Source organism: Streptomyces sp. TLI_146 (assembly GCF_002846415.1).
Lineage (GTDB): Bacteria > Actinomycetota > Actinomycetes > Streptomycetales > Streptomycetaceae > Streptomyces.
The window spans coordinates 4947286-4972049 of the sequence record NZ_PJMX01000001.1; the positions used below are offsets into that span (position 1 = coordinate 4947286).

Annotated in this window: 17 protein-coding genes, 2 tRNA genes and 1 riboswitch; of the genes, 11 read left to right on the forward strand and 8 right to left on the reverse strand. The window is 73.9% G+C overall.

Annotation, left to right across the window (positions count from 1 at the left end):
• Window positions 1-3 precede the first annotated feature (3 nt).
• A tRNA-Lys gene (locus BX283_RS22265) sits at window positions 4-76 on the forward strand.
• A gap of 204 nt (window positions 77-280) precedes the next feature.
• Here BX283_RS22265 and BX283_RS22270 read toward each other — a convergent pair.
• Window positions 281-727, reverse strand: a complete 447-nt coding sequence (locus BX283_RS22270; RefSeq protein ID WP_101389304.1) for a hypothetical protein — start codon at window positions 725-727, stop codon at window positions 281-283.
• A 731-nt stretch (window positions 728-1458) separates the two neighbouring features.
• On the opposite strand from BX283_RS22270, the gene BX283_RS22275 reads away from it, so the two are divergent.
• The 3 genes from BX283_RS22275 (at window position 1459) to BX283_RS22285 (ending at window position 3651) form a co-directional block, all read left to right on the forward strand.
• Window positions 1459-2289, forward strand: coding sequence for a helix-turn-helix domain-containing protein (locus tag BX283_RS22275; protein WP_101392508.1), 831 nt, complete (start codon window positions 1459-1461; stop codon window positions 2287-2289).
• Window positions 2290-2432: 143 nt separating this feature from the next.
• Window positions 2433-3530: a PhlD gene (locus BX283_RS22280; protein ID WP_101389305.1), complete on the forward strand. Its 1098-nt coding sequence runs from the start codon at window positions 2433-2435 to the stop codon at window positions 3528-3530.
• Between the two features lie 47 nt (window positions 3531-3577).
• Window positions 3578-3651 (forward strand) — tRNA-Met (locus BX283_RS22285).
• A gap of 68 nt (window positions 3652-3719) precedes the next feature.
• Here the strand turns inward: BX283_RS22285 and BX283_RS22290 are convergent.
• Window positions 3720-4490 carry a GNAT family N-acetyltransferase gene (locus tag BX283_RS22290; RefSeq protein WP_257583509.1) on the reverse strand — a complete coding sequence of 257 codons (771 nt, stop codon included), beginning with the start codon at window positions 4488-4490 and terminating at the stop codon, window positions 3720-3722.
• 88 nt (window positions 4491-4578) lie between these two features.
• Here BX283_RS22290 and BX283_RS22295 point away from each other — a divergent pair, with 88 nt between their 5' ends.
• The 4 genes from BX283_RS22295 (at window position 4579) to BX283_RS22310 (ending at window position 8542) form a co-directional block, all read left to right on the forward strand.
• The gene (locus BX283_RS22295; RefSeq protein ID WP_101389306.1) at window positions 4579-4872 is read left to right on the forward strand and encodes a hypothetical protein; all 294 of its coding nucleotides are present in this window, start codon (window positions 4579-4581) and stop codon (window positions 4870-4872) included.
• A 175-nt stretch (window positions 4873-5047) separates the two neighbouring features.
• Window positions 5048-6127, forward strand: coding sequence for a PP2C family protein-serine/threonine phosphatase (locus BX283_RS22300; protein WP_101392510.1), 1080 nt, complete (start codon window positions 5048-5050; stop codon window positions 6125-6127).
• A gap of 169 nt (window positions 6128-6296) precedes the next feature.
• A riboswitch (cyclic di-AMP (ydaO/yuaA leader) is annotated at window positions 6297-6445 on the forward strand.
• A gap of 11 nt (window positions 6446-6456) precedes the next feature.
• Entirely contained in the window at window positions 6457-7536 is a 1080-nt protein-coding gene (locus BX283_RS22305; RefSeq protein WP_373979277.1) for a M23 family metallopeptidase, read from the forward strand.
• A 61-nt stretch (window positions 7537-7597) separates the two neighbouring features.
• Window positions 7598-8542, forward strand: a complete 945-nt coding sequence (locus BX283_RS22310) for an aldo/keto reductase (protein WP_101389307.1) — start codon at window positions 7598-7600, stop codon at window positions 8540-8542.
• 12 nt (window positions 8543-8554) lie between these two features.
• Here the strand turns inward: BX283_RS22310 and BX283_RS22315 are convergent, their stop codons facing one another.
• From BX283_RS22315 to BX283_RS22330, 4 genes are all read right to left on the reverse strand, one after another.
• A complete protein-coding gene (locus BX283_RS22315; protein WP_101389308.1) occupies window positions 8555-9943 on the reverse strand; it encodes a PrsW family intramembrane metalloprotease in 1389 nt (462 codons plus the stop codon).
• Window positions 9944-9997: 54 nt separating this feature from the next.
• Window positions 9998-10777 (reverse strand): tRNA (guanosine(46)-N7)-methyltransferase TrmB, encoded by a 780-nt coding sequence (trmB, locus tag BX283_RS22320; RefSeq protein ID WP_257583512.1) that lies wholly within the window; start codon window positions 10775-10777, stop codon window positions 9998-10000.
• A gap of 41 nt (window positions 10778-10818) precedes the next feature.
• Window positions 10819-12033, reverse strand: a complete 1215-nt coding sequence (lhgO, locus tag BX283_RS22325) for an L-2-hydroxyglutarate oxidase (RefSeq protein WP_373979609.1) — start codon at window positions 12031-12033, stop codon at window positions 10819-10821.
• A 63-nt stretch (window positions 12034-12096) separates the two neighbouring features.
• Entirely contained in the window at window positions 12097-13512 is a 1416-nt protein-coding gene (locus tag BX283_RS22330) for an MFS transporter (RefSeq protein ID WP_101389311.1), read from the reverse strand.
• Between the two features lie 723 nt (window positions 13513-14235).
• Here BX283_RS22330 and BX283_RS22335 point away from each other — a divergent pair.
• Together BX283_RS22335 and BX283_RS22340 are read left to right on the forward strand one after the other, a co-directional pair.
• Complete coding sequence (locus BX283_RS22335) at window positions 14236-16347, forward strand: asparagine synthase-related protein (protein WP_107503680.1); 2112 nt, start codon at window positions 14236-14238, stop codon at window positions 16345-16347.
• Window positions 16348-16682: 335 nt separating this feature from the next.
• Window positions 16683-19850 (forward strand): BTAD domain-containing putative transcriptional regulator, encoded by a 3168-nt coding sequence (locus tag BX283_RS22340; RefSeq protein ID WP_101389312.1) that lies wholly within the window; start codon window positions 16683-16685, stop codon window positions 19848-19850.
• On the opposite strand, the gene BX283_RS22345 is transcribed toward BX283_RS22340, so the two are convergent.
• Window positions 19837-21747 (reverse strand): sigma-70 family RNA polymerase sigma factor, encoded by a 1911-nt coding sequence (locus tag BX283_RS22345; RefSeq protein ID WP_101389313.1) that lies wholly within the window; start codon window positions 21745-21747, stop codon window positions 19837-19839. The genes BX283_RS22340 and BX283_RS22345 overlap by 14 nt on opposite strands.
• 325 nt (window positions 21748-22072) lie before the next feature.
• Window positions 22073-22951: a TetR/AcrR family transcriptional regulator gene (locus BX283_RS22350; RefSeq protein WP_101389314.1), complete on the reverse strand. Its 879-nt coding sequence runs from the start codon at window positions 22949-22951 to the stop codon at window positions 22073-22075.
• A gap of 323 nt (window positions 22952-23274) precedes the next feature.
• Between BX283_RS22350 and BX283_RS22355 the strand changes: the two genes are divergently transcribed.
• Window positions 23275-24717, forward strand: a complete 1443-nt coding sequence (locus BX283_RS22355; protein WP_101389315.1) for an NAD(P)/FAD-dependent oxidoreductase — start codon at window positions 23275-23277, stop codon at window positions 24715-24717.
• The last annotated feature ends 47 nt before the right edge of the window (window positions 24718-24764 follow it).

Sequence of the window (24764 nt, forward strand, 5' to 3'; positions counted from 1 at the left end):
CAGGGGCCATTAGCTCAATTGGCAGAGCAGCGGACTTTTAATCCGTTGGTTGTCGGTTCGAGTCCGACATGGCCTACCGGGCGCGGGGGAGGGGTTACCCCCTCTGACCTGCATGGGAGCGCCCCGGCCGGGGATCATCGGCCGGGGCGCTCCGCCGTTCTGAGGAGCAGGGGGTGCGCTAGAGGGGGCCAGGCCAAGCGTCGGCCCCCACCGCGCAACGCGCGACGGGGGCCGAGCGGGCGGGCTCAGGCGGTGTGTGGAGGCCTGGTCCCGACCGGGGCTAGTCCTCGTTCAGCGGGCTCACGAACTCCAGCGTGAACGTCTCCTGGAACTCCGGCTTCGGTTCGACCAGTTCGAGCTGGGCGCCGCGGTGGCCGGCCCGTAGGGCGAGGCCCTTGTCGGAGAGGAGTTTGACGCCGCCGATGACGTGCTCGAACGTGAACTTCGCCCACTCGGCGCGTTCGACCGTGTTGACGAAGAGCTTGTCCTCGTGGATCACCAGGCCCGCCGCCTCGTGGTGGGCCAGGTGGATCACGTACGGCGCGCCGGGGACGGGCTCGGTGGGCTCGACGATCCAGTCCTGCTCGATCGGGAGCGGGTTGAGGCGGTCGGTGATGACGGGGGCGCCGTGCTTCACCGCGTACTCGGTGGCCGTCACCAGGGACGTCGGTCCGATGATGTGCGCGTGGATCTTGTAGATGCCGGGACGTACCGGGACCGGAGGCATGCGGACTTCCTCTCGCTCGGTTTGTCTGTTCGCGCGCCGTCGGGACAGTCGCGGCGCTGGATCAACCTTCACCGGGTGCCCCACCGCCGTAAAGGATCAGATAGCGCCAAAGCGACTGTGACCTGGATTGATCGGTTATAGGGGTGCGAAGGCCGTGATTTTTGGTCATTTCCCGGCCGGGTACGGCAGAAAAAGACGGCCGGTGCCGTGGGGCCGCCCAAGGGGGGCGGGCTCCACGGCACCGGCCGTTCAGCCCCGGCCCGCATGCCGGAGCTGGCCGGAGACGGGGGAATGTTGCTCTCCGGCGCGCCGCGGGCGGCCGGTGTCGAGGACGCGACGTATTGGCGATTGTCGACACCGGCCGCTGAATGGGGTACGTGTACGCCGGCCGTCCCCGCGGCACAGGGGCGGCCGCCGCGTCCCGGGCGAAGGCGGAATGCGATGTCCTGCGAAGGACACCAAGCAACCGCTTTGGCCTGGGCCGATGCGTACGAATCCCGTGAGGGCTTCGTGCGGAACAGTCTGGAGGGGTACCCCGCCCCCTTTCCAGGGGACTGAATTGCAGATAATGATCCAGCCATCAACATTCGGCCCCTGAGATCAGTGTCACGGGAGAGGGGGAGCGTCGCCGACAGACCGTCACCGCCCGTCGTCCCGCCGCGACGACAGCCGTTCGTCCCCGCCTCCCCGTGAACGAAGGTCCCGTCTTGCCGCTCGCCGCCCGTGACCGCATGTCCCTCAAGACGCTCCTCCAGGAGCGGCGCGCCGCCATCCACCCGGAGTCCGCCGGGTTTCCGCCGCGTCAGGCGGGGCCGGGCAGACGGGTCGCCGGGCTCAGCCAGGAGCAGATGGACATCCTGCTGGAGCGCACGCCGGGCACGTACAACCGCTTCGAGAACGGGCAGTTGAACCCCACTGCCGAGTTCCTGACCAATGTGGCCCGCACCCTGCGCCTCAACGAGCAGGAGTGGACGTTCCTGTGGCGGCTCACCCGGCGCGAGTACCCGCCGTACACCCTGCACCGCGACTCGGGCATGTCGGTGCCCGGCGTCTGGCAGCGGGTCGTCGAGCAGATCGACGGGGCGATGGCCTACATCACCGACGCCGCCTGGAACCTGCTCGCCCACAACGCGGAGTTCGCCGCCCTCTTCCCGCGGGGCGAGGTTCCGGCCAACACCATGCGGTGGATGACCCTCGACCCCGAGGCGCGCGAGGACGTGCTGACGGACTGGTCGGAGCGCTGGGCGCCGATGGTGCTGCCACAGCTGCGGCACGGCGTCGAAATGCGCCCCAACCACGCGGAGTTGCGCCGCCTGGAGGCCGAGGTGCAGGCGGACCCCGTCGCCGGGCCGCTCTACCGGGAGACCGGGGCCACCCCGATCCCGTACCCCGACGGGTCCGAACGGCCCATCCGGCACAGCGAGTTGGGGCCGGGGTGGGTGACGACCTGTGTGGCCGAGCCCGTCACCTCGCCCGGGGCCCGGGTGATGCTGCTCCTCTACACCCCGGGGGCGTCCCTCGTGAGCCGTCACCCGGTGCTGAGCGCGCCCCTCACGAGCTGAGCGCACGACCGGCGTGCCCGAAGGCGGGCCACCCCGCGGAACGACTCCCTCCGGCTTAGCGCTGTTCGAATTCCGAGGAACGAATTCCAGCCGTCTCCAGTAAGTTGAGGTTTCGCTCGTCGGCCACCCGAGGGAGCCCACTCGTGCCCGCTCACATAGCTCTCCCCGCCATAGTGCTGCCGGACCACGTCATCGCAACGGATGAGATCTGCGCAGACATCCGGCGTGCCCACCCCGATCACCCGCGGCTGGAAGCACACCTGCGGATAGCCCGGGCCACCACCGTCCGCACCCGCCGGTTCACCCGCCCTCTCGACGCCCCGACCGTGGCCGGAAATGCCACCGTCGAGGAGCGCAACCGGGCGGCGTACGAGGACGCGTTGGGGCTCGCGGTCCGCTCCGGGCGCCAGGCGCTGGCCCACGCGGGCCTCGCCCCCGACGACATCGACTGCGTCATCACCAGCCACACCACCTCCTGGACCGTGCCCTCCCTCGACGTCGCCCTCGTCCGGGAACTGGGCCTGCGGCCGGACGTGCGGCGCGTGCCCCTGTCGACCGTCGGCTGCGCGGGCGGCGCGCAGGGCCTGGTCCGGGCGCACCAGGACCTCGCCGCGCACCCGGGCTCCCACGTTCTGGTCGTCGTCTCCGAGTGCCTGTCGACGGCCACGTACAACCACACCGACACCAGCCGCGAGTCGATGATCTACAAGGTGCTCTTCGGGGACGGCTCGGGCGCGGTCGTCGTCTCGGACCGCCCGGCCTGGAGCGGGCCCAGCTTCGTCATCGAGGACACCTTCGAGTACGTCCTGCCCGACAGCATCGACCGCTACCGCGGCCGCCTCTCGGGCGCCGGGCTGCACTTCGACTCCACGGCCGCCGCGACCGCCTCGCTCAACGACAGCCTCCCGGCGGTACGCAAATGGCTCGACGGGAGCGGCCGGGCCCCGCGGTTCGCGGTCGTCCACCCCGGCGGTCCCCGGGTCCTGGAGGACGCGGCCGCCGGGTTCGGCCTGGACGGCGACCGCGACCACGGCGATCTGCGGCACGCCTGGGCGAGCCTGGCCGCCAACGGGAACCTGGGCGGCTCCGCCGTCCTGGACGTGCTGGCCCGCACCTTCGCGCAGGCCCCCGGCGACCGCCAGCCGGGCATGATCATCGGCTTCGGCCCGGGGTTCGTGCTGGCCGCCTCGCGGGGCCACTGGTCGGCGGGGGCGAAGGCCCCGGGCGCGGGCTCCTCGTAAAGCGGTACGGAGCACCGCCCCGCATGCCGTACAGTTGTGTTTACCGACGCGGGGTGGAGCAGCTCGGTAGCTCGCTGGGCTCATAACCCAGAGGTCGCAGGTTCAAATCCTGTCCCCGCTACTGAAGTCCCAAGGCCCGGCACATGAAAATGTGCCGGGCCTTCGGCTTTCCCGGGCCTGTGCCCCCGGCTACGCCGCCAGTTCGGCCACCAGGAACGGGCGGTAGGTGAAGCCGAGGCTCTCGTACAGGCCTATCGCCGGGCGATTGGCGTCCTCCACCATCAGACACGCCGTCCCGTGCGCGGCCAGCGCCTCGGCGAGCACCTTGGTGACGACCGGCCGGGCCAGGCCCCGGCCCCGCGCCGACGGGTGCACCGCGACCCCGGCGAGCAGCCCGACCTCGGGGGACGGCCAGGCGAGCGCGGCGACCGCGGTGAGGCGGCCCGCGTCGTCCCGGGTGCCCGCCCACCGCTCCACGCCCGGCGCGCCCGGCACCGCGTACGAGCCGGGGAAGGCCTCCGCGAGCAGCGCGCCGATCTCCGCCGAGTCCTCGTCCGCCAGCCACCGCGCCTTGCCCTCGTCCGCCGCTGCCGCCTCGGCGGGCGACAGGGGGCGCGTCCGGCTCATCCAGCCGTAGGTGGCCAGCGGACGCAGGCCCGGCAGCGCCCCGATCAGCGCCCGTACGGTCGCTTCGTCGCCGAGCGGACTGTAGCCGGGGCCGGTCTCGGCGAGCACCTCGGCGACCAGCGGGGCCAGCGACTCGACGGGGCCCGCGACGGCCAGCCGGTCGTGGCGGGAGAGATGGGGGGCGGCCACGGCGAAGGCGCGGCTGTCCTCGCTCGCCCAGGCGCGGGAGGAGCCGGTCAGGCCCTGGGCGACCCACAGCAGCGACGGGTCGGAGGGCAGAGCGGCGGTCGAGTGGAGTTCATGCACGATCGACGAGCCTGCGCGTATCGTCACGGAACGTCAAATTCTGCCCTGCGCTTCGGCGCCCGCGACTGCCACCTCATCGAAGGGGATGGGGACGAGGAGTAGTCTCACGGGCACTGTGCGCGAGCGTCGGGTAGGGCTGCTGCGGGCGGCCACGCGGCGGAAGGCGCCCGCAGGGCCGCTGTTCCTCGCCCTGTGCGCGCTGCTGATCTGTCTGTCCCTGCCGCTGGCACTGCCCCTGTCGCCCGCCCCGCCCTGGGTGACCGCGCCCTCGTACACGAAGGGCGGCGTCCCTTCCGTGCACGGCGGCCCCGCGGCCCGGCGGCACGCCCGGGGGACCTGTGTACGGGGGCGGGCCGGGCCCCGCAGATGCCGGGCGCGGCTGATCGCGACCGGCGCGGAGCGGCACTGAAGCCGCACCCGGTTGGCGGAGGTGGGCTCGCCGCGTGCGGCCGCGCCCGACACCCTGGGTGGGGCGCGGGACGTCGGTGGCCCTGCGGACGGGCTGGAGGCCACAGGTGCGGCAGCGATCGGACGGCGGCGGCCGGGACGGCTCCCGGCGGCTCGCCCTCGTGCGCGTGCTGCCCATGCTGCTGCTGGTCGTCGGGGTCGTCCTCGACGTGAGTACGCCGCCCGATCTGACCGCCGCCGCCCTCTTCGCCGCCGCGCCCCTGATCGCGGCCCCCTTCTTCGGGCCGGTCGGCACCGCCGTCGCGGGCGCGTCGGCGGTCGGGGCGGTGCTGGCCACGGAGTATCTGCACGACATCCCCAGCACCGGCGAGGCGGTCAGCGAGCTGTTCACCGTCACCACCGTCGGCGCGCTCGCCCTCTTCATCAACCGCATGCTGCGCCGCAGCGGCGAGCGCCTCGCCTCGGCCCGGGTCATCGCGGAGACCGCCCAGCGCGCCGTGCTGCCGACGCCCGCCGAGCGCATCGGGGGCCTCCAGGTGGCCGCGCGGTACGAGGCGGCCCAGGCCGACGCGTTCATCGGCGGGGACCTCTTCGCGGTGCAGGACACGCCGTACGGGGTGCGGCTGGTCGTCGGGGACGTGCGCGGCAAGGGCCTGGAGGCGGTGGAGGCGGTGGCCGTGGTCATCGGGGCGTTCCGGGAGGCGGCCGAGCAGGAGGCGACCCTGGAGGCCGTGGCCGGGCGCCTTGAGCGCGCGCTCACCCGCGAGGGCACCCGGCGGGACGGCCTGGACGCCGTCGAGGGGTTCACCACGGCCGTGCTCGCCGAGATCCCGCGCGGCGCCGGACCCGTACGCCTGGTGAACCGGGGCCACCCCGAGCCGCTGCTGCTCCACCCCGACGGTGCGCTCGACGCGCTCACCCCGTCCGACCCCGCGCTGCCGCTGGGGATGGCGGAGCTGGGGGTGTGGCCGGACCGGGCGGACACCTACCCCTTCCCGGCCGGGGCGACGCTGCTCTTCTATACCGACGGCCTCTCCGAAGCGCGCTCGGTGGACCCGCCGGGGGTCTTCTACGACCCGCACGAGCGGCTGCGCGGCCGGATCTTCCCCGGGCCCGACCGGGTCCTGGACGCGCTGATCGAGGATGTGCGCAGACATACGGGCGGGGGCGCGAGCGACGACATGGCGCTGCTCGCGGTGGGGCGGCCCGGGGAGCGGCAGCCGGAGCGGCGGCGGACGATGCCGGTGGTGCCGTGACCGTCATGCCGTAACGGTGTGTAGTCGAACAGCGCCCCTGCGCATAACAATTGACACACCGTCAACTCTTGCCCCCGACGATCAGGGGGAACTGCTTGGAATCCGGTCCCCCTGTCTATTAACGTTCGATAACGCAGCGCGGTCGTCCCAGCCGTCGCAGAGGCGGCACCGTGCGCACGCGCCGAATCCCGCAAGGGAACCGGGGAACCACCAACTTGGGGTGAATCGGGCACCTTCGTCCCTTCGAAGAGGTGCCCGTAGGAGACCTTCCTGCTCCGAACCCGTCAGCTAACCCGGTAGGCGAGAAGGAAGGAAAGGAGTGCGCCCCCGTGGCGTCCAACGAGCCTGCCCTCGGCACCCCGCCGGTTCCCCCCGTCTCCCTGTACGGGACCGCGCCCAGTGACACCGAGGTGTGGGAGGAGTGGAACCCCACCGAGGACTCCGTCGCCGCCACGCGCGGCCGGCACCGGGTCGTCAAGCAGCGCGGCGGGCTCGCCCGCAGCTCCACCGTCCTCGGCGTCGGTGTCATCGCGGCCGTCGGCGCGGGCGGCATGGCCAGTGCGCAGAGCAAGCCGCCGGTCTCCATATCCCTGCCCGACTCGGTCGCGGACAACCTCCCCGACGTCAAGTCGCTGCCGGGCGTGGGCACGCTGATATCCGACATCGCGGGCGACGAGAAGCCCGACACCTCCCCGGCCGCCCAGGCCGACAGAGCCGTCACGAGCGCCCCCCTCACCATGGCGGGCGTCTCCCGGGCCGATGCCGAACACGGCGCCACCGGCGCGGGCGAGGCCCTGCGCGCCCGCATCCTCCAGCAGGCCGAGCAGCAGCAGAACGACGCCGCGGCCGAGGCGAAGGCGACCGCCGAGAAGGCCGCGGCCGAGAAGGCGGCGTCCGAGGCGAAGGCCGCGCAGAGCGCCGCCGAGCAGAAGGCGGCGGCCGAGAAGAAGGCCGCCGAGGAGGCCGCCGCCAAGAAAGCGGAGGAGGCGCGGCTCGCCGAGCTCGCCAAGAGCTTCTCGCTCCCGGTCGCCTCGTACACGATCACCTCGACGTTCGGCGAGGCCGGCTCGATGTGGTCCTCCGGCCACCACACCGGCCTCGACTTCGCCGCCCCCACCGGCACCCCGCTCAAGGCGATCCACGGCGGCACGGTCAAGTCGGCGGGCTGGTCCGGCTCGTACGGCTACCGCACGGTCATCGAGCTGGAGGACGGCTCGGAGCTCTGGTACTGCCACCAGTCCTCGATCGCGGTCAGCGCGGGCCAGAAGGTGACGACCGGCGAGACCATCGGCCGCGTCGGCGCCACCGGCAACGTGACGGGCCCGCATCTGCACCTGGAGGTGCACACCCCGGGCGGCACGGGCATCGACCCGATGGCGTGGCTCCAGTCGAAGGGCCTGAACCCGTAGGGAGCGTCCGATGGCAGCGGGAGCGCGGAATAGCCGTGCCCCGACCGCCCGTTCACCCCCTATGACCTCTCTGCGCCCCCTAGGCTCCTCCGACCTCTCCGTCTTCCCGCTCGCCCTCGGCGGCAATGTCTTCGGCTGGACCGCCGACGAGGCCGCGTCGTTCGCGGTGCTCGACGCGTACACCGCCGCGGGCGGCAACTTCGTGGACACCGCCGACACGTACTCGTCGTGGATCCCCGGCAACCAGGGCGGCGAGTCCGAGGAGATCATCGGCAAGTGGCTGGCCGCGCGCGGCAACCGCGCGGACGTCGTCGTCGCCACGAAGGTCGGCGCGCACCCGCAGTTCAAGGGACTCGCGGCCCCCACCATCAAGGCCGCCGCCGAGGCGTCGCTGCGCCGCCTGGGCACCGACTACATCGACCTGTACTACACGCACTTCGACGACGAGTCCGTCCCCGTCGAGGAGATCGTCACCGCCCTCGACCAGCTGGTGCGGGAGGGCAAGGTGCGCGCGGTCGCCGCCTCCAACATCTCCCCGGAGCGGCTCGCGGACTCGCTGGACTTCTCCGACCGCGAGGGCCTGGCCAAGTACGTGGCCCTCCAGCCGCACTACAACCTGGTCTCCCGCGACACCTACGAGGGCGCCCTCCAGGACACCGCGGGCCGCTCGGGCCTGGCCGCCGTCCCCTACTTCGCGCTCGCCTCCGGGTTCCTCACCGGCAAGTACCGCCCGGGCCAGGACGTCGAGAGCGCGCGGGCCGGGAGCGCCGCCAAGCACCTGGGGACCGAGCGGGGCACGAAGGTGCTCGCGGCGCTCGACCGCGTCGCGCGGGCGCACGACGCCGAGCCCGCGAGCGTCGCGCTGGCCTGGCTCGCCGCCCAGCCGACCGTGGTCGCGCCGATCGCTTCGGCCCGTACGGTCGGGCAGCTGCCCGCGCTCCTCGCGGTCGCCGACCTGGAGCTCACGGACGCGGAGCTGAGCGAGCTGAAGACCGCCTCGGCCTAGCCACCCGCCGCCTCAGCGCAGATACGGGTTGTACGGGGAGGACCGGTCGTATCCGTACGGGTCCTGGTGTCCGTACGGCGCCGGGTGGCCGTACGGGTACGGCTGGGGCGGGATCCAGATGCGGCCCGCCGCGCCCGCCGCGTAGAGCAGCGCGGGCCCGGCCACCGCCCGGCGCTCCCACAGGTGATGCAGGAGCTCCTGTTCGCGGGCCGTGAAGTCCGGGCCCGCCTGGGTGCGGCGGGCCCGGCGGCGCAGGAACGCCAGCGCCGTCGCGAACGCCTCGTACTCCGCGACCGTCCGCGCCGCCCGCTTGCCCCCGTAGGTGCGGTACGCGAAGTCGCGGGCCATCGAGCGGGCCCGCATCGAGGAGAGCGCGAGCGGTTCGGCCGGGCCCAGCCAGCCCGCCGCCGCGTACGCGGGCAGCTCGGCCGCGACCGTGCGCAGCTCCCGCTGGCGGCTCCAGACCGCCAGCCAGGTGAGCAGGCCGAAGACCGGGACCATGAACGCGGCGTAGACGAGGTAGAAGCCGTACGTCCCGAACGACGATGAGCCGTTCCACAGCGCGTGCATCCCCATCGCGGACAGCAGCCCGAGCACCGGCAGGCCGGTCCGGCGCCACCGGCTGCCCGGTGCGGCCAGCGCCGCCGCCCCGAATCCGATGCCGGTGCACACCGTGAACAGCGGGTGCGCGAACGGCGACATCACGATCCGTACGAAGAACGTCGCCGCGGTCGTCGAGGAGAGGCCCGCGGTGTGGCTGACCTGGTCCTCTCCGAACGCGTTGCCCAGATAGAGGATGTTCTCGGTGAAGGCGAAGCCGGTCGCGGTGAAGCCCGCGACGACGACGCCGTCGACTATCCCCTTGAAATCCCGTCTTCGGAACAGGAAGAGCAGCAGCACGGCCGCCGCCTTGGCGCTCTCCTCGACTATCGGCGCGATGACGGTCGCGCCGAGGTGGTCGGCGGAGGACGGGTCGGCCGTCGCGGTGGCTATCCACTTGGTCGCGAACGAGTTGGCGATGATCGCCACCAGCGCGGCGGCGCACGCGCCCCAGGCGAAGGCGAACAGCAGATTGCGCCACGGGCCCGGGTCCACGCGGTCGAGCCAGCGGAACGCGGTGCCGAGCAGCGGCACCGGCAGCACCGCGAGCCCCAGCCCCACCAGGAACCCCTCGGTGCCGGTCTGCTCCCGCACGATCGCGAGGATGACCAGACCGCACAGGGCGAGCAGGGTGATCAGCGCGCCGGCCCGGACGGCCCGGGAGCGCCAGAAGTCGCGCCGCGGCCGGTAGCGCCACTTGGCGCGCTCCGGCACGGCGTCGAACCGCGGCTCGGCGCCCCGCTCCGGGACCGGCTGGAGCGGGCCCGGCGGCTGGCGTTGCGGAAGCGACTCGGACGACACCAGACGACCCTAACGAGGGGTACGGACAATCCGCGACGGTGCCTGTGGACGCCGTCAGTCGGAGGGCAGCTCGGCGACGCGGGTGAAGAGCAGGTCGTGGACCACATGGCCCTTGTCGAGGCCCTGCCCCTCGAAGCGCGTGAGCGGCCGGAACGCGGGCCTGGGCGCGTAGCCGCCGTCCGCCTGGGTGTTCTCGAACGCGGGGTGCGCGTTCAGCACCTCCAGCATCTGCTCGGCGTACGGCTCCCAGTCGGTGGCGCAGTGCAGTACGGCGCCGGGCTTGAGCCGGGGCGCGGCCAGCGTGAGGAAGTCGGGCTGGATGATGCGGCGCTTGTGGTGGCGCTTCTTGGGCCAGGGGTCCGGGAAGTAGACGCGAAGACCGTCCAGCGACTCGGGCTCCAGCATCTCGCGCAGCAGGATGATCGCGTCGCCGTTGGCGACCCGGACGTTGGTGAGGCCGCCGCGCTCGGCGAGGCCGAGCAGATTGCCCTGGCCGGGGGTGTGGACGTCGACGGCGAGGATGCCGGTGCCGGGGTCGGCGGCGGCCATCTCGGCGGTCGCCTCGCCCATCCCGAAGCCGATCTCCAGGACGACGGGCAGCCCGTCGAACATCTCGTTCAGGTCGAGCGTGCCGTGCCCGTCGATGTCGAGCCCCCAGACCGGCCACAGCCGTTCCAGATACTCGCCCTGGCCGGTGGTCACCCGGCTGCGGCGCGGCTGGAAACTGCGGATCCGCCGCTCGTGGTGCGACCCGGCGGGATCGGCGACGGGACCCCCGGGAAACCGGGGCTCGCCCTTGGGGCGACGGGCGGGGGCGGGCGGCTGCTCAGACACAATTACGGGATTCTACGTGCCCGGCCCCCGGGGCCGCCCGCTCACACCCGGGCCACCCCGAGCACTCCCAGCACCCGCCGGGCCACCTCGCGGCCGATCGGCAGGGACGCGGTGGCCGCCGGGGACGGGGCGTTCAGGACGTGGATCGTGCGGGGGGCCTCACGGATCAGGAAGTCGTCGACCAGGGTGCCGTCGCGCAGCACCGCCTGGGCGCGCACCCCCGACGGCGCCGGGTGGAGATCCGACTCCTCGACCGCGGGCAGCAGCCGGCGCACCGCCTGAGTGAAGGCGCGGCGGGACAGCGAGCGGTGGATCTCGCCCGCCCCGTACCGCCAGTGGCGGCCCGCTATCCGCCAGGAGCCGGGCCAGGTCAGGGTCGAGGCCAGCTCGGCGGGGCGGACCGTGCGCCAGTCGTAGCCCTCGCGGGCGGCCGCCGGCACCGCGTTCGGCCCGACGTGGACGCCGCCGTCGACCCCACGGGTCAGATGCACCCCGAGGAAGGGGAACGCCGGGTCCGGGACCGGATACACCAGGCCCTTCACCAGGCCGGGCCGCGCCAGTTCGTAGTACTCGCCCCGGAACGGCACGATCCGCACCCCCGGGTCGTCCCCGGCGAGCCGCGCCACCCGGTCGCAGTGCAGCCCCGCGCAGTTCACCAGCGCCCGCGCCCGCAGCACCGCCCCGGTCGAGGTGAGTACCGCCACGCCCGTGTCGGGGCGGCGGGATATCCGCACGGCCCGCGTCCCGTACCGGATCTCCGCGCCGGAGAGCTCGCCCAGGCGGGCCGCCACCGCCGGGTAGTCGCACACGCCGGTCGTGCCGACGTGGATCGCGGCGAGGCCCCGGACCTCCGGCTCGTACTCCGCGATCTGGGCGGGGCCCAGCTCGCGCACCGGGATCCCGTTCTCCCGGCCGCGCTGGACCAGCGCGTGCAGCCTGGGCAGCTCGGCGCGCTCGGTGGCCACGATCAGCTTGCCGGTGACCTCGTGCGGGATGCCCTGCTCGGCGCAGAACGCCACCATCTCGGCGGCGCCCCGCACCGCGTACCGCGCCTTCAGGGAGTCCGGGCGGTAGTAGATCCCGCTGTGGATCACGCCGCTGTTGCGGCCGGTCTGGTGGCGCGCCGGGCCGTCCTCCTTCTCCAGGACCGTCACCCGGGTGCCGGGAGAGGCCTGTGTCAGGGCATACGCCGTCGACAGACCGACGATCCCGCCGCCGATCACCAGCACGTCGCAGTCGAACCCGGTCACCCGCACACCTCCCACCCGAATAGTGCACTGGCCCACTGACAATGCCCGTAAACCCGTGCGGGAAGTGATCTACGCCGGGGCGACCAGGAGCGGCCGTGCCCGTTCCCGCAGCTCCACGACGCGCGGCTCGTCCCCGTACGGCTCCAGGCGGTGCAGCAGGTCCCTGACGTACTCGGTGGTGCGCGCCGAGGAGATGCGCCCGGCCACCTCCACCGCGCGCGTGCCCGCCGCGCACGCCGCGTCCAGATTGCCCGACTCCAGCTCGGCCACCGCCGACACCACGAGCCGCAGGCCATGGGAGCGCACGAACTCCTCGGTCGGCCGGGACAGCGCCTGCTCGGTGAAGCGGCGCACCTGGCGCGGGGCCTTCAGGTCGCGGTAGCACTCGGCCGCGTCCGCCGCGAAGCGGTCGTACGAGTAGAAGCCCAGCCAGGACGGGTCCGAGTCGCCGTCCCGGGAGCGCTCCAGCCAGGCTTCGGCGGCCTTGAGCGCGGCCCCGGCCGCCAGCGCGTCGCCCGCCTTCGCGTGCGCGCGTGCCTCGACGAGCCGGAAGAAGCTCATGGTGCGGGCGGTCGCCAGGCCCCGGTTGCGCTCGACGGCGGCCTGCGCCAGGTCCACGCCCTCGTCGGCGAAGCCGCGGTAGGTGGCCTGGAGCGACATCGAGGCCAGTACGTAGCCGCCCAGCGGCACGTCGGCCGCCGCGCGCGCCAGGCGCAGCGCCTGGATGTAGTAGCGCTGGGCGGCCTCCTGCTGGCCGGTGTCGAAGGCCATCCAGCCGGCCAGTCTGGTCAGTTCGGCCGTCGCGCCGAACAGGCCCCGGCCGACCTCGTCGGAGTACGAGCCGAGCAGCAGCGGCGCCGCGTCCACCCGTAAGCACTCGGGAACCATCGACGAACGCCAGTCCCCGCCCCCGTACTTGGAGTCCCAGCGGCGCGCGTCCTCCGCCGCCTCGCGCAGTTTGGCCACATCGCTGTGGCCGACCTTCAGCGGTGTCCCGGCCGCCCCGTCGTGGTCGCGCGCGACCGACGAGTCGGCGGGGGTTATGAGCCAGCGCGAGGCGGGCGTCGCGTACGCGGTGACCGCGAAGGATCCGGCCAGCGACTGCCAGATGCCGCCGCCCGCCCGCCGTCCGGCCAGATCGAGCCGGTAGAGCTCGGTCGCCGAGCGGACCGCCTCGCCCACGTCGCGCGGGAACGCCAGACCGACCTCGGGCGCCGGGTCGGCGTCGGCGAGCCCGATCTCGTGCAGCGGCACCGGGCGGCCCAGCTTGGCGCCGATGGCCGCCGCGATCAGATGGGGCGCGGCGCCCTGGGGCACCATGCCCTTGGAGACCCAGCGGGCCACCGACGTCTTGTCGTAGCGAAGCGTCAGGCCGCGCTGAGCTCCGAGGTCGTTGACCCGTCGTGCGAGTCCGGCATTGCTGATTCCCGCGAGGGCGAGAACGGTGCCGAGCTTCTCGTTCGGCCCGCGTTGCTCCCTGGACATGCGCCACCCCTCGACACAGACGGCGTCCCCCGGGGCCGCGCCCCGGGGCCGTCCGGCCGCACAATCGTGTGGCCGAGCCCCCAGGAATATGCCGCCCGCGGAGAACAGCAGTACACCCAGCGTAGTTCGCCGCATCCCGACCGTTAAGAGGCGGTGTTCCGGATGGCGAGATTGTTTTCCGTACGGACGAGTTGGGGCGCTGCGCGTGTGCTCCGGGTGTGTGGCCGTGCGCGGTGCGTGCGCTCTGGCCCGCGCGGAGCGGTGAGCGCTTCCATGACAGGTGCGTGGGTCGGCCCGCTGAACTGGATCCAGTGGGCTGGGGGACACCGTCGCCTCAATCCCCGCGGGCGGCGGACCGGTCCGGGAGGCGGACAGCGCCTCCCGGACTGTGGGTCTTCTCCGCCGGCTTCGCTGCCGGTTTCATGCCCGCTTCGGGGCGTCCGCCACGCGCGCCCGGGGTGAAGTTGGCCGAAAACCGATGGTCCCGCACTGCTCGGAAACGTGGCTTCGGCCCGCCCGAAGGGCTGTCAATCGGCCATCCGCGGGGGCGCGTTCACTTTTTGCGCGCGCTACCCCGAGGCCCCTCTCGTACGCCATTGTCATGGCAGCATGGTCCCGAGCGCCCTCGGCACCGCACGGACACCCCCGCCGTACGTCCGCGTACGGCCGGTCCCGGTTCTGTCGGCGCGTGCGACGGGTTGTCCACAGGCTGTGGAGGCGGCGATGCGGTGGCTGGTGGGCTGGAGCAGTGTCGCCGCGAGGTTCGGTGCCGCCGGGACGGCCGGCGCCGTGGGCGCGCCCGAGGAGGGGCGCACGGTCCACCCCGTCGGCTCCCAGCTGCTGTGGGGCGACCCCGACCCGCTCTGGGCGGTCGGCGACTGGCGGCCCGACGAGATCCGGGTGGTCAGCGTGGGGGCGGACACCCGGCTCGCGGTGCTCGGCTGCTGCGCCGCCAGTGACGAGGAGCTGCGGGTAGGGCTGTTCGCGGCACGCGGGGGCGCACTGCGGCACCTTTCGGCGTGGCCGGGCAGCTATACGGCGGTTGCCCAGGTCGGCCGCAGGGTCACTGTCGTCGGTGACCTGGCCGGGGCGCGCCCCGTCTTCTACACGCCGTGGGCGACCGGCACCGCCTACGCCACGGCCGCCCTGCCGCTCGCCGACCTCATCGAAGCCCAGCTGGACATCGGCCACTTGGCGGCGCTGCTCGCCTGCCCGGACGTACCCGAGGCGCTCGGCGACTCGACCCCCTACGCGGGAGTGCGGCGCATCCCGCCCGGCCACGCGCTGGTGCTGCGGGAGGGCTCGCGGGAGATCACCGGATACGAGCCGGTCGCCTCGCTCGCCGTCGCCGCCGCCCAGGTGGACGAGGAGAGCGCGGTCAACGGCGTACGGGAGGCGCTGGTCGCGGCCGTACGGGCCAGGCTCACCGCGCCGCGCCACGCCCCCGAGACGCTGCCGCAGGACCCCGGGCCGGTCCCCGGCATGGGGCCCGCCGAGCGGCGCGCCGCGCGCGGGGGCCCGGCGCCCGGCATCGGCGCCGACCTCTCCGGCGGCCCGGCCTCGGCCACCCTCGCCCTGCTCGCGGCCGGGCTGCCCGGCAACCCCGGCACGGTGCTCGGCCACGGCACCGGCGCGGGCGAACGGCTCCTCGCGGTCACCTTCAACGACCTCGCCGTGCCCGGCCGCAGGGGCGAGGCCGAGCTGGAGCGGGCCGGGGCGATCGCGGCCAACCCACGGCTGCACCACGTGGTGGTGGCGGGCGACGAGGAGGCCCTGCCGTACGCGGAGCTGGCGGGCCCGCTCACCGACGAGCCGGGCCCTTCGCTGGTCATCGCCGAACGCCACCGCCGCCGGCTCGCGGCGGGCAGCGCGGACCACTTCACGGGCAGCGGCGCGCGGCAGGTCCTGGACGCCCATCCGGCGCGCCTCGCCGACCTCCTGATGGACCGTCAGCGGCGTCATCTGCTCCGCCCTGCGGCCGCGCTCGCCAAGGCGGGCGGGCCCTCGGCGCACTCCCTGTTCGTCCCGCTCACGGTGTACCGGGCGGCGCGGAAACTGGCGCGCACGCCGTACCGCGCGGGCATCGAGTCGGCGGCCGAACGGCTGCGCCGCGACGCGGACCTGGCCGTCGCGGAGGCGGAGAGCCCGCTGGACGCCTCGCTCGCTTCCCTGGCCTGGACGCGGCCCGGTCCGGCGGCGCGCTGGCTCACCGGGGAGGCGCTGGCTGAAGTATCGATCCGGCTGATGGCGTCGGCGACACGCCCGGCGACGGTGCTGCGGCCCGGCGAGGCGCGGGCACGGGCCGCGCTCGCCCGGTACGCCGCCGACCACCGCGTCCTGGAGCAGGCCGCCGAGATCCGCAGCCAGCGCCTGCACGCGCCGTTCCTGGACAACCAGGTGGTACGGGCGTGCCGCGCCCTGCCCGAGGCGCTGCGGGTACAGCCGGGCGCCCGGGCGGCGATCCTGCGGACGGTGCTGGCGGGTTCCGGGGTGCGCGATCTGCCCGTGGGCTGGGGAGCGACGTCCCACGCCTCCTCGTCGGCGGCGGTACGGGCGGGCCTGCGCCGCTCGATCGACCCGCTGATCGCGCTGTTCGAGGCGCCGCTGCTGGCGGACGCGGGCCTGATCGAGGCCCGCACGGTCCGCCGCGCCCTCCGCGCGGCGGCCTCCGGCGAACGCCTCCCCCTGGACGGCCTGGCGGACCTGATCTCCACAGAGCTGTGGCTGCGCCGCCTGCTCTCCCGCCGGGGAACCTGCTGGACGGGAACGGCGGCACCGAAGCAGCGGGCGGTGGCGGGAGGGGTGACACCGGCGCGTCCACCGCTACGGGCATAAGCCCCCACCCCGCCCCTTCCCCAAACCCTCCGGGGGATCGCGTTCGTCTGCGGGCCGTCTGTGGCTGGTCGCGCAGTTCCCCGCGCCCCTGGAAGCGCCCCTTCGGGGCGCCCAGGGGATTGCCGCGCAGCGGCATCCAAGGGGCGCGGGGAACTGCGCGAGCAACCGGCCACGGTCCGCAGACGAAGGCGGGTTGAGGGGCGCGGGGAACTGCGCGACCAGCCACATGCGGCCCGCGGCCGAAGCACCCGGCCGCCCGCCCAGGGCTTACGGGAAGGGGCGGGGTGGGGAAAAAGCCCGCCGCAGGCGGAGCGAGCCCGAGACACAATGACCCGGTGCGGTACAGAATCCTGGGCGCCACCGAGGCGCAAGACGAGCAAGGCCGAAACGTCCCCCTAGGGGGACCCCGGCTGCGCGCCCTGCTCACCGCCCTCGCGTCCCGAGCCGACCGCCGCACCCCCGTGACCCCCACCACCCTCATCGACGAGATCTGGCCCGAGGACCCCCCGCACGACGCCCCCGCCGCCCTCCAGGCCCTCATCGGCCGCCTGCGCCGAGCGATCGGCCGCGACGCCGTCGCCTCCGAGCCCGGCGGCTACCGGCTCGCCGTCGACGCCCCGCACGACGTCGACCTGTTCGCGTTCGAGCAGCAGGTCCGCACCGGCACGCGCCAGCTCGACGACGGCGACCCCGAGACCGCCGCCGAAACGCTCCGCGCCGCCCTCGCCCTGTGGCGCGGACCCGCCCTCGCCGACCTCCCCGACCGGGAGCCGGCGGCCGCGGGCCCGAACGCCCAGCACCTCACCGCCCTGCGCGCCCGTATCGAGGCCGACCTGCGCCGCGGCGCCACCGCCCACCTCCCCGCCGAACTCACCGCGCTGATCGGGACCCACCCGTACGACGAACCCCTCCACGCCCAGCTGATCCGCGCCCTGCGGGCCGAGGGGCGTACGGCCGACGCGCTCCTGGCGTACGAGAGCGCCCGCCGCACCCTCGCCGACGCCCTCGGCGCCGACCCCGGCCCGGAGCTGGCCGCGCTCCACCAGGAGCTGCTGAACCCCGCCCCCGTGGCCCTCGGCAACCTGCGCCCCCGCCTCACCTCCTTCGTCGGCCGCGAGCCCGAACTCACCGCTATCCGAGCCGACTTGGCGGCCCATCGGCTCGTCACGCTCACCGGGCCCGGCGGCTCCGGCAAGACGCGGCTGGCGGAGGAGTCCGCCGTGCACGCCCCCGCCTGGCTCGTGGAGCTCGCCCCGCTCGACCACCCGGATGCCGTCCCCGGCGCCGTCGTCTCCGCGCTCGGGCTGCGCGAGACCACCCTGCTCGGGCGGGACGGGCAGCCGCACCCGGACGACCCCGTCGCCCGGCTCGTCGACCACTTCGCCGCCGCCTCCGCCACCCTGCTCGTCCTCGACAACTGCGAGCACGTCGTCGACGCCGCCGCCCGGCTCGCCGAGACGCTGCTGACGCGCTGCCCGGCGCTGCGCATCCTCGCCACCAGCCGCGAACCCCTCGGCGTGCCCGGCGAACGGGTCCGGCCGGTCGAGCCGCTGCCGCCCGACCCCGCGCACCGGCTCTTCGCGGAGCGCGCCCGTACCGTACGGCCCGACTTCGACCCGGCCGACGACCCCGAGGCGATCGACGAGATCTGCCGGCGGCTCGACGGGCTGCCGCTGGCGATCGAACTGGCCGCCGCCCGGCTGCGGCTGCTCGGCCCGCGCCAGATCGCGGACCGGCTCGACGACCGGTTCCGCCTGCTGACCAGCGGCAGCCGGACCGTACTGCCCCGGCAGCAGACCCTGCGCGCGGTCGTCGACTGGTCGTGGGAGCTGCTCGACGAGCGCGAGCGCGCGGTGCTGCGCCGCGCCTCCGTGTTCGCCGGCGGCTGGGACCTGGCCGCCGCCCAGGCCGTCTGCGGCTCGACCGACGACCTGGCGGCCCTGGTCGACAAGTCCCTGGTCGTGGCCGCCCCCGACCCGGACACGGGCGCGATGCGCTACCGGATGCTGGAGACCATTCACGAGTACGCCGCCGAGCGCGCGGCCGAGACCCCGGGCCTGCTCGACGAGGCCGCCCGCGCCCACACCGCGTACTACCGCGAACTGGCCCAGGAGGCCGACCCGTTGCTGCGCTCGCGCGGACAGCTGGTCTGGATCCGCCGCCTCGAACGCGAGCTGGACAACATCCGCGCCGCCCTGCACCGTGTCACCACCACCGCCCCCGACCCCGCCGAGGCGCGCGAGATCGCCCTCGCCATGGGCTGGTTCTGGTGGCTGCGCAACTACCGCGGCGAGGGGGTGGTGTGGGTCGACCGCGTCCTCGGCCTGGAGGACGAGCCCGAGACCGGGCCCGAGGACCCCCACTACTGGCCCCGTATGCGGCTCGGGCTGCTGCGGATCTTCCTGCTGGAGGAGTCCGGCCGGGGCGACCGGCTGCGTACGCCCGCGATACTGGCCGAGATGGAGCGGCTGCGCGCCGCGTTCGCGGGCGGCGGCCCGCAGGCGGCGTGCTTCCCGGGGCTGCTCTGGCCGTTCGCCGTCTTCCTCACCCACACGGCAGGACAGGTGCGCGACTCCGTGGACGCCGTGGTCGCCAACTGCCGTAGGTACGGCGGCGAATGGGAGGTCGGCGTCAGCCTCATGTTCCGTACGCACATGGTCATCGACATGCCGGGCGGCGTCTGGGACGTCGACGGCGACCTCGCGGAGCTGCGGGAGCTGAGCCGCCGCGTCGGCGACCGCTGGATGCGCGCCCAGGTCGCGAGCGCCGCCGGGGAGGCGGCGATGATGCGCGGGCTGCCCGCGCGGGCGCTGCCGGAGTACGAGGAGGCGCTCGGCCTCGCCCGCGAGGTGGGCGCGCACGCGGAGGCCCCGTTCCTGCTGGCCCGGCTTGCGGAACTCACCTACAGGGCAGGCGACTTGGACGGCGCGGCCAAGGTCCTCGACGAGGCCGCGGCGGAAGCCGCCCGCTACAGCGTCTTCGACACCATCGGCTACATCCACTATCTGCGCGCCTGCATGGCCCTGGACAGGGGCGACACCGCCACCGCGCGCGCCGAGTGCGACGCCGCCGCGGCGGAGACCGCCCGCAGCACCCCGCCGCCGCACTTCAGCGCGGTCCTGGAGGGCCTCCAGGCCCGCGTCGCGGCGGCCGAGTCGGGCCCGGCGATCGGCGTACGCGGCCTGGCCAAGGCCCTGCGCGCGGCCATTGCGGCGGACTGCGCGGAGATCCTGCTGGCCCACTTCGCGGAGGGTGCGGCACCCCTCCTGCGGGAACTGGGTGAGGCGGAGGCGGCGGTACGGGTGCTGGCGGCCGCGGAGACGTGGCGTGCCGGGATCCCCTTGTGGCTCCAGGACCGCGCGGTCCTGGAGAAGCTCCGCACCCGTCTGCGCGAAGACCTCGGGCCGCGTCGGTACGAGGAGGAGCACGCGGCAGGCGCCGGGCTCACGACGGCGGAGGTGGCGGAGCTGCTGGAGGGGGCGGTCGCCGCTAACGGCAGTTGATGACCGACTTGGCCCAGTCGGCGAGCGCCACCGACCCGAACGGCGTATGCGGGTCGACCACGAGCCGAATCGTGCGATGCCCCGTGAGATCCGCGTGGACCGGCACCGCCGGATCCCCGCCGTGCATCACGGGCGACCGCCACAACAGCGTCTGATCCCCGTACACGGAGAACCGCACCGCACCGAGCCCCATGGTCAGGTCGTCGACCCCGGCGAACGCGTCGTAACTGGTGCACTTCCGGTTGAGGTCGATGGTCACGGAGGACCGGGCATGCACGGTCACCCCGTGGCTGTACGGCTTGCCGTCGATCTCCATGCCCCACCGCTGCCAGAGCCAACTGGACGCCCCGAGCCGCACCTCGGGCTTGGTGTGGTCACCGAACGCCCCGTACTGGAGCCGGTTGATCTGGTACACCGTCGCGGGCGGAGGCGGCGGCGGAGGAGGCGGCGTCGGCTTGGGCGGCGTGGGCTTCGGAGGCGCGGGCGGCGGCTTCGGCTTGGGCTTCGGTGTGGGCTTGGGCGCGGGCTTCGGCGGCACCGGCTTGGGCTTGGGCGCCGGCTTCGGAGGCGGCGGCGGTACGGGCGCGGGCGGCGCGGGCGGCTCCGGCGCGGGGGACGGCGGTGGCTTCTGCGGGGCCATCGGCACCACGGCCGGCGGCTTGACCTCGGGCTTCGCCACGGGCTTGCTGTCGTTGCCGCTCAGCGCGAAGACCACGCCCGCGGCCACCGCGACGGCGACCGCCGCCGCGATGCCCGCCTTGGCCGGGGCGCCGAGCCCCTCGGAGGCGGCGGCCCCACCGGCCGCGCCCCCGGACGAACTCCCGCCCGTGGCCGCCGCGGCGGCACCAGCGCCCGCCGCACCGGCGGCGCCTCCCGCCACGAGCCCGGCGGCCTTGAGCGAGTACCCGGCGGCGAACCAGCCGACCACCGCGACCGGCAGCAGCGCGGGGATCCCGGCGTTGACGTCCTTGAGCTCGACGACCGCGACCCGGCACTTGGCGCACTCCTCCAGGTGCTTGCTCAGGCCCCGCTCGGCCCGCACCCGCAGCCCGCCGCGCGCGTACGCCCCGAGCCGGTCCGCGTAACGGGCGCAGTCGCCGCCCTCGGTGAGCGCGGTGGAGACATGCGCCTGCAAGTACGCCTGCTTGAGGCCCTCCCGGGCCCGGCTGGCCAGGACCGCCGTGGCGTTGGCACTGAGCCCGAACAGCGGCGCGATCTCGCTGGGCGACTCCTCCTCGACCGTGGTGTGCCAGAGCACGGCCTGCCACCGCTCCGGCAGCGACCGGAACGCCTGCATGGCCAGCGACTGCTCGGCCTCGTGCATCGCCCGTACGTCCGCGCCGAGGTCGACCGTGTCGTCGTCCCGGCCGTCCGAGCTGCGGGCGGCCTGGTCGGCGAAGAGGGCGAAGTCCTCGACCAGTTGCTCCCGCTTCGCCGTCTTCGTCCAGGAGGCGGCGACGCGGCGCACGGTGGTCATCAGATACGCGCGCACGGCCTGCTCCGGCCCGGCGCCGCCGCGCACCGCCTGGAGCGTACGGGCGAACACCTCGGCCGTGAGGTCGTCGGCCGTGTGCGCGTCCCGGCAGCAACTGCGCGCGTACCGGCGGACCGCGTCCGAGTGCCGCCGGAACAGCTCCTCGTACGCGGTGTCGTCGCCCGCCCGCATCCGCTGGATCAGCTCGGCGTCAGCGGTGGTCCGGTCGCGCTGCTGCGGAACACCGGGCGCGGCCGGGGCATCGGGCTCCTGGGCAGGGCCCCACGGCCCGGGCAGCACGGTCCCGCTCTCGGCGTCCGGCCGGCCACCGGGACCGCCCTGGCTGGGGACCTGCCGCGAGGGCAGACCGTCCGGCTCGGTGCCGCTGCCGCCGCCGAGCTCGTCCCGCCCGTCAACGTTCATCGCGGAAGCCCCCGTCAGCACGCTCAGACCCAACCACGAGCCAAGCGTCCCACAGAGCCCCACCCCCAAGCAGCCCCCGCCCACCCAACCACCCGTTAGTGGAGGGGGGACACGGGACGGGGCGCGCCTGCCTACCCGCCGCCGCTGTGGGCGTGCGTGCCGCTAGGGGCGGCACGGGCGGGCACAGCGGCACCCCGGCCCCGCCGGAACCCCGCAACCCGCCCTGACCCCGGCCCCGCAAAGACCCGCAGCCAGAGGCTGACCCGCGGCTAGAAGCTGACCCGCGGCAAGAGGCTGACGCGCAGCCAGTGGCTGACCGCCCCGCCTAGCCCGCCGGCCGCGACCGCAACCCCTCCAGCAAAATGTCCAGCAGCCGAGCAGAAGCCGCAGCCTGCTGATGCGGATCCGGCAGCGAAGGCGCCGCCGTGGCTATCACGAGCAGCACATCGGCCACGGTCACATCCCCCCGCAGCTCCCCCGCCTCACGAGCCCGCTGCACCAGCTGCCCGACGACCGCGAGCAGCTCCGCCGCCCCCGCGTCGTCCAGCTCGTCCATGGACGCCGACCGCGGCTCGACGACCCGCAGATCGGGCACGCCAGGCACGCCCGGCACCCCGGACGCACCCGCCAACCCGGCCTGCCGCTGCTGCGGCACACGGGCCTCGGCGCCGCCGGAGCCCGACGAGTCGAGCGACTCGACCGGCTCAAGGACGGGCACGGGCGAGACGGCACCGCCCACCACCGTCGACTCCTCGGAGTCCACGTCCACCCCGACCCGCAGCACCTGCGGCGGCAGCAGCCGCCCGGCCCCGGACGCCACCGACGTCCGCAGGAACCGGGAGAGCGCCGACCACGGCTCCTCCTCCTGACCCAGCGCGGTCCGCGCCTGGTCGGTGAGACGCGCGGTCTCCTCCTCGGCTATCCGCCGCACCAGCACGTCCTTGCTCGGGAAGCGCCGGTACACCGTGCCGACTCCGACGCGGGCGCGGCGCGCCACGTCCTCCATCGGCGCGCCGTACCCCAGCTCGCCGAACACCTCGCGCGCGGCGCGCAGCACGTGCTCCAGATTGCGCTGGGCGTCCACCCGCAGCGGCGCGGAGCGGGAAGCGGAAGCGCTCCCACCACCGCCGACCGCGCCCACACGTCCATTGCCGTCCGCCGACGCGACGACGGCGGACTGCCAATGAGAGTCCTGAATATGCATAACCGTTCCCCCGGTAATGACGTCTCCCCCCGGAGACTCCCCGCCCTGACAGTCGGGTGGCCGGACCCGACACCCCGACGAGGTACGAACATAGTTGAGCCGGAGTCAATTCAGAAGGGGGTTGTTCCGCACGGTGTGTGCCCCGATCGGAGCAAGGACCGGAACGTTCCCGATTCGGCCCCCCAAACCGCCCCCATCTCCCGGCCCTGACCTGCGCATTCTCCCCGACCGACGAGAAATCCCCGCACCTGTTCCGGCCACATCCGTCAGTCACACAATTTGCCGGGCCTGTGGACAAACACCGGACGCCGATGCCTCATGGGATGGTGAAGGCTGCGATCAATCGGGGGCCGAGCCCCGAACCACCGCCCGGCACGCGCATTCTCGTCGTGGGCGGCGGCTACGTCGGGATGTACACGGCGCTGCGTCTGCAGCGCGAGCTCAAGGCGCAGCTGCGCGACGGCCGGGTGGCCATCACCGTGGTCGCCCCGGATCCGTACATGACGTACCAGCCGTTCCTGCCGGAGGCGGCCGCCGGATCCATCTCGCCGCGGCATGTCGTCGTCCCGCTGCGCCGCGTCCTGGACCGCTGCCACATCGTCATCGGCGAGGCGCAGCGCATCGACCACGCCGCGCGGACCGCGACCGTCACCACCCTCGCCACCGAGGAGGAGGGCACCGGGCCGGTCGAGATCGCGTACGACGAACTGGTCCTGGCGCCCGGCTCGATCTCCCGCACCCTGCCGGTCCCCGGTCTCGCCGACTACGCGATCGGCTTCAAGACCGTCGAAGAGGCCATCGGGCTGCGCAACCACGTCATCGAGCAGATGGACATCGCCTCCTCCACCCGCGACCCGGCCGTCCGCGACGCGGCCCTGACCTTCGTCTTCGTCGGCGGCGGCTACGCGGGCGTGGAGGCGCTCGCCGAGCTGGAGGACATGGCCCGCTACACCGCGCGGTACTACCACAACATCAAGCCCGAGGACCTGAAGTGGATCCTGGTGGAGGCCAGCGACCGGATCCTGCCCGAGGTCGGCGAGGAGATGGGCCGGTACGCCATCAGGGAGCTGCGCGGCCGCAACATCGACGTACGTCTGGAGACGCGCCTCGACTCCTGCGAGAACCGCGTCGCCGTGCTCAGCGACGGCTCCCGCTTCCCCACCCGTACGGTCGTGTGGACCGCCGGGGTCAAGCCCGCGCCCGTCCTCGCCGCCACCGATCTGCCGCTCACCGAGCGCGGCCGCCTCAAGTGCACCGCGAAGCTCCAGGTGGAGGGCGTCGAGCAGGCCTGGGCGGCCGGGGACGCCGCCGCCGTACCGGACGTCACCGCCGCCGAGAAGGACAAGGAGTGCGCGCCCAACGCGCAGCACGCGGTGCGCCAGGCCAAGGTGCTCGCCGAGAACATCGCCGCCTCCGTCAACGGGAAGCCGCTGCGCGAGTACGCGCACAAGTACGTGGGCTCGGTCGCCTCGCTCGGCCTCCACAAGGGCGTGGCCCATGTCTACGGCCGCAAGCTCAAGGGCTATCCCGCCTGGTTCATGCACCGCGCCTACCACCTGAGCCGCGTGCCCACCTTCAACCGCAAGGCGCGCGTACTCGCCGAGTGGACGCTCGCGGGCCTGTTCAAGCGTGAGATCGTCTCGCTCGGCTCGCTGGAGCACCCGCGCGCCGAATTCGAGCTGGCGGCGGGCGGCGGCCCCGCCAAACCGGGCCCCGAGCCGGGTCCCGAACCGGGTCCCAAGGGGACCGGCGGCAAGGAGAACTGACGGTTGTCAGTGCGGTCCGTCACACTGGACGTGTGACCATAGGTGGG

Bases quoted from the DNA above. Each gene is read 5' to 3' on its own strand.
- BX283_RS22270 (WP_101389304.1), bottom strand. From the start codon at position 727: ATGCCTCCGGTCCCGGTACGTCCCGGCATCTACAAGATCCACGCGCAC.
- BX283_RS22275 (WP_101392508.1), top strand. From the start codon at position 1,459: ATGTCCCTCAAGACGCTCCTCCAGGAGCGGCGCGCCGCCATCCACCCG.
- BX283_RS22300 (WP_101392510.1), top strand. From the start codon at position 5,048: ATGCTGCTGCTGGTCGTCGGGGTCGTCCTCGACGTGAGTACGCCGCCC.
- BX283_RS22310 (WP_101389307.1), top strand. From the start codon at position 7,598: ATGACCTCTCTGCGCCCCCTAGGCTCCTCCGACCTCTCCGTCTTCCCG.
- BX283_RS22330 (WP_101389311.1), bottom strand. From the start codon at position 13,512: ATGTCCAGGGAGCAACGCGGGCCGAACGAGAAGCTCGGCACCGTTCTC.
- BX283_RS22335 (WP_107503680.1), top strand. From the start codon at position 14,236: ATGCGGTGGCTGGTGGGCTGGAGCAGTGTCGCCGCGAGGTTCGGTGCC.
- BX283_RS22345 (WP_101389313.1), bottom strand. From the start codon at position 21,747: ATGAACGTTGACGGGCGGGACGAGCTCGGCGGCGGCAGCGGCACCGAG.
- BX283_RS22350 (WP_101389314.1), bottom strand. From the start codon at position 22,951: ATGCATATTCAGGACTCTCATTGGCAGTCCGCCGTCGTCGCGTCGGCG.
- BX283_RS22355 (WP_101389315.1), top strand. From the start codon at position 23,275: ATGGTGAAGGCTGCGATCAATCGGGGGCCGAGCCCCGAACCACCGCCC.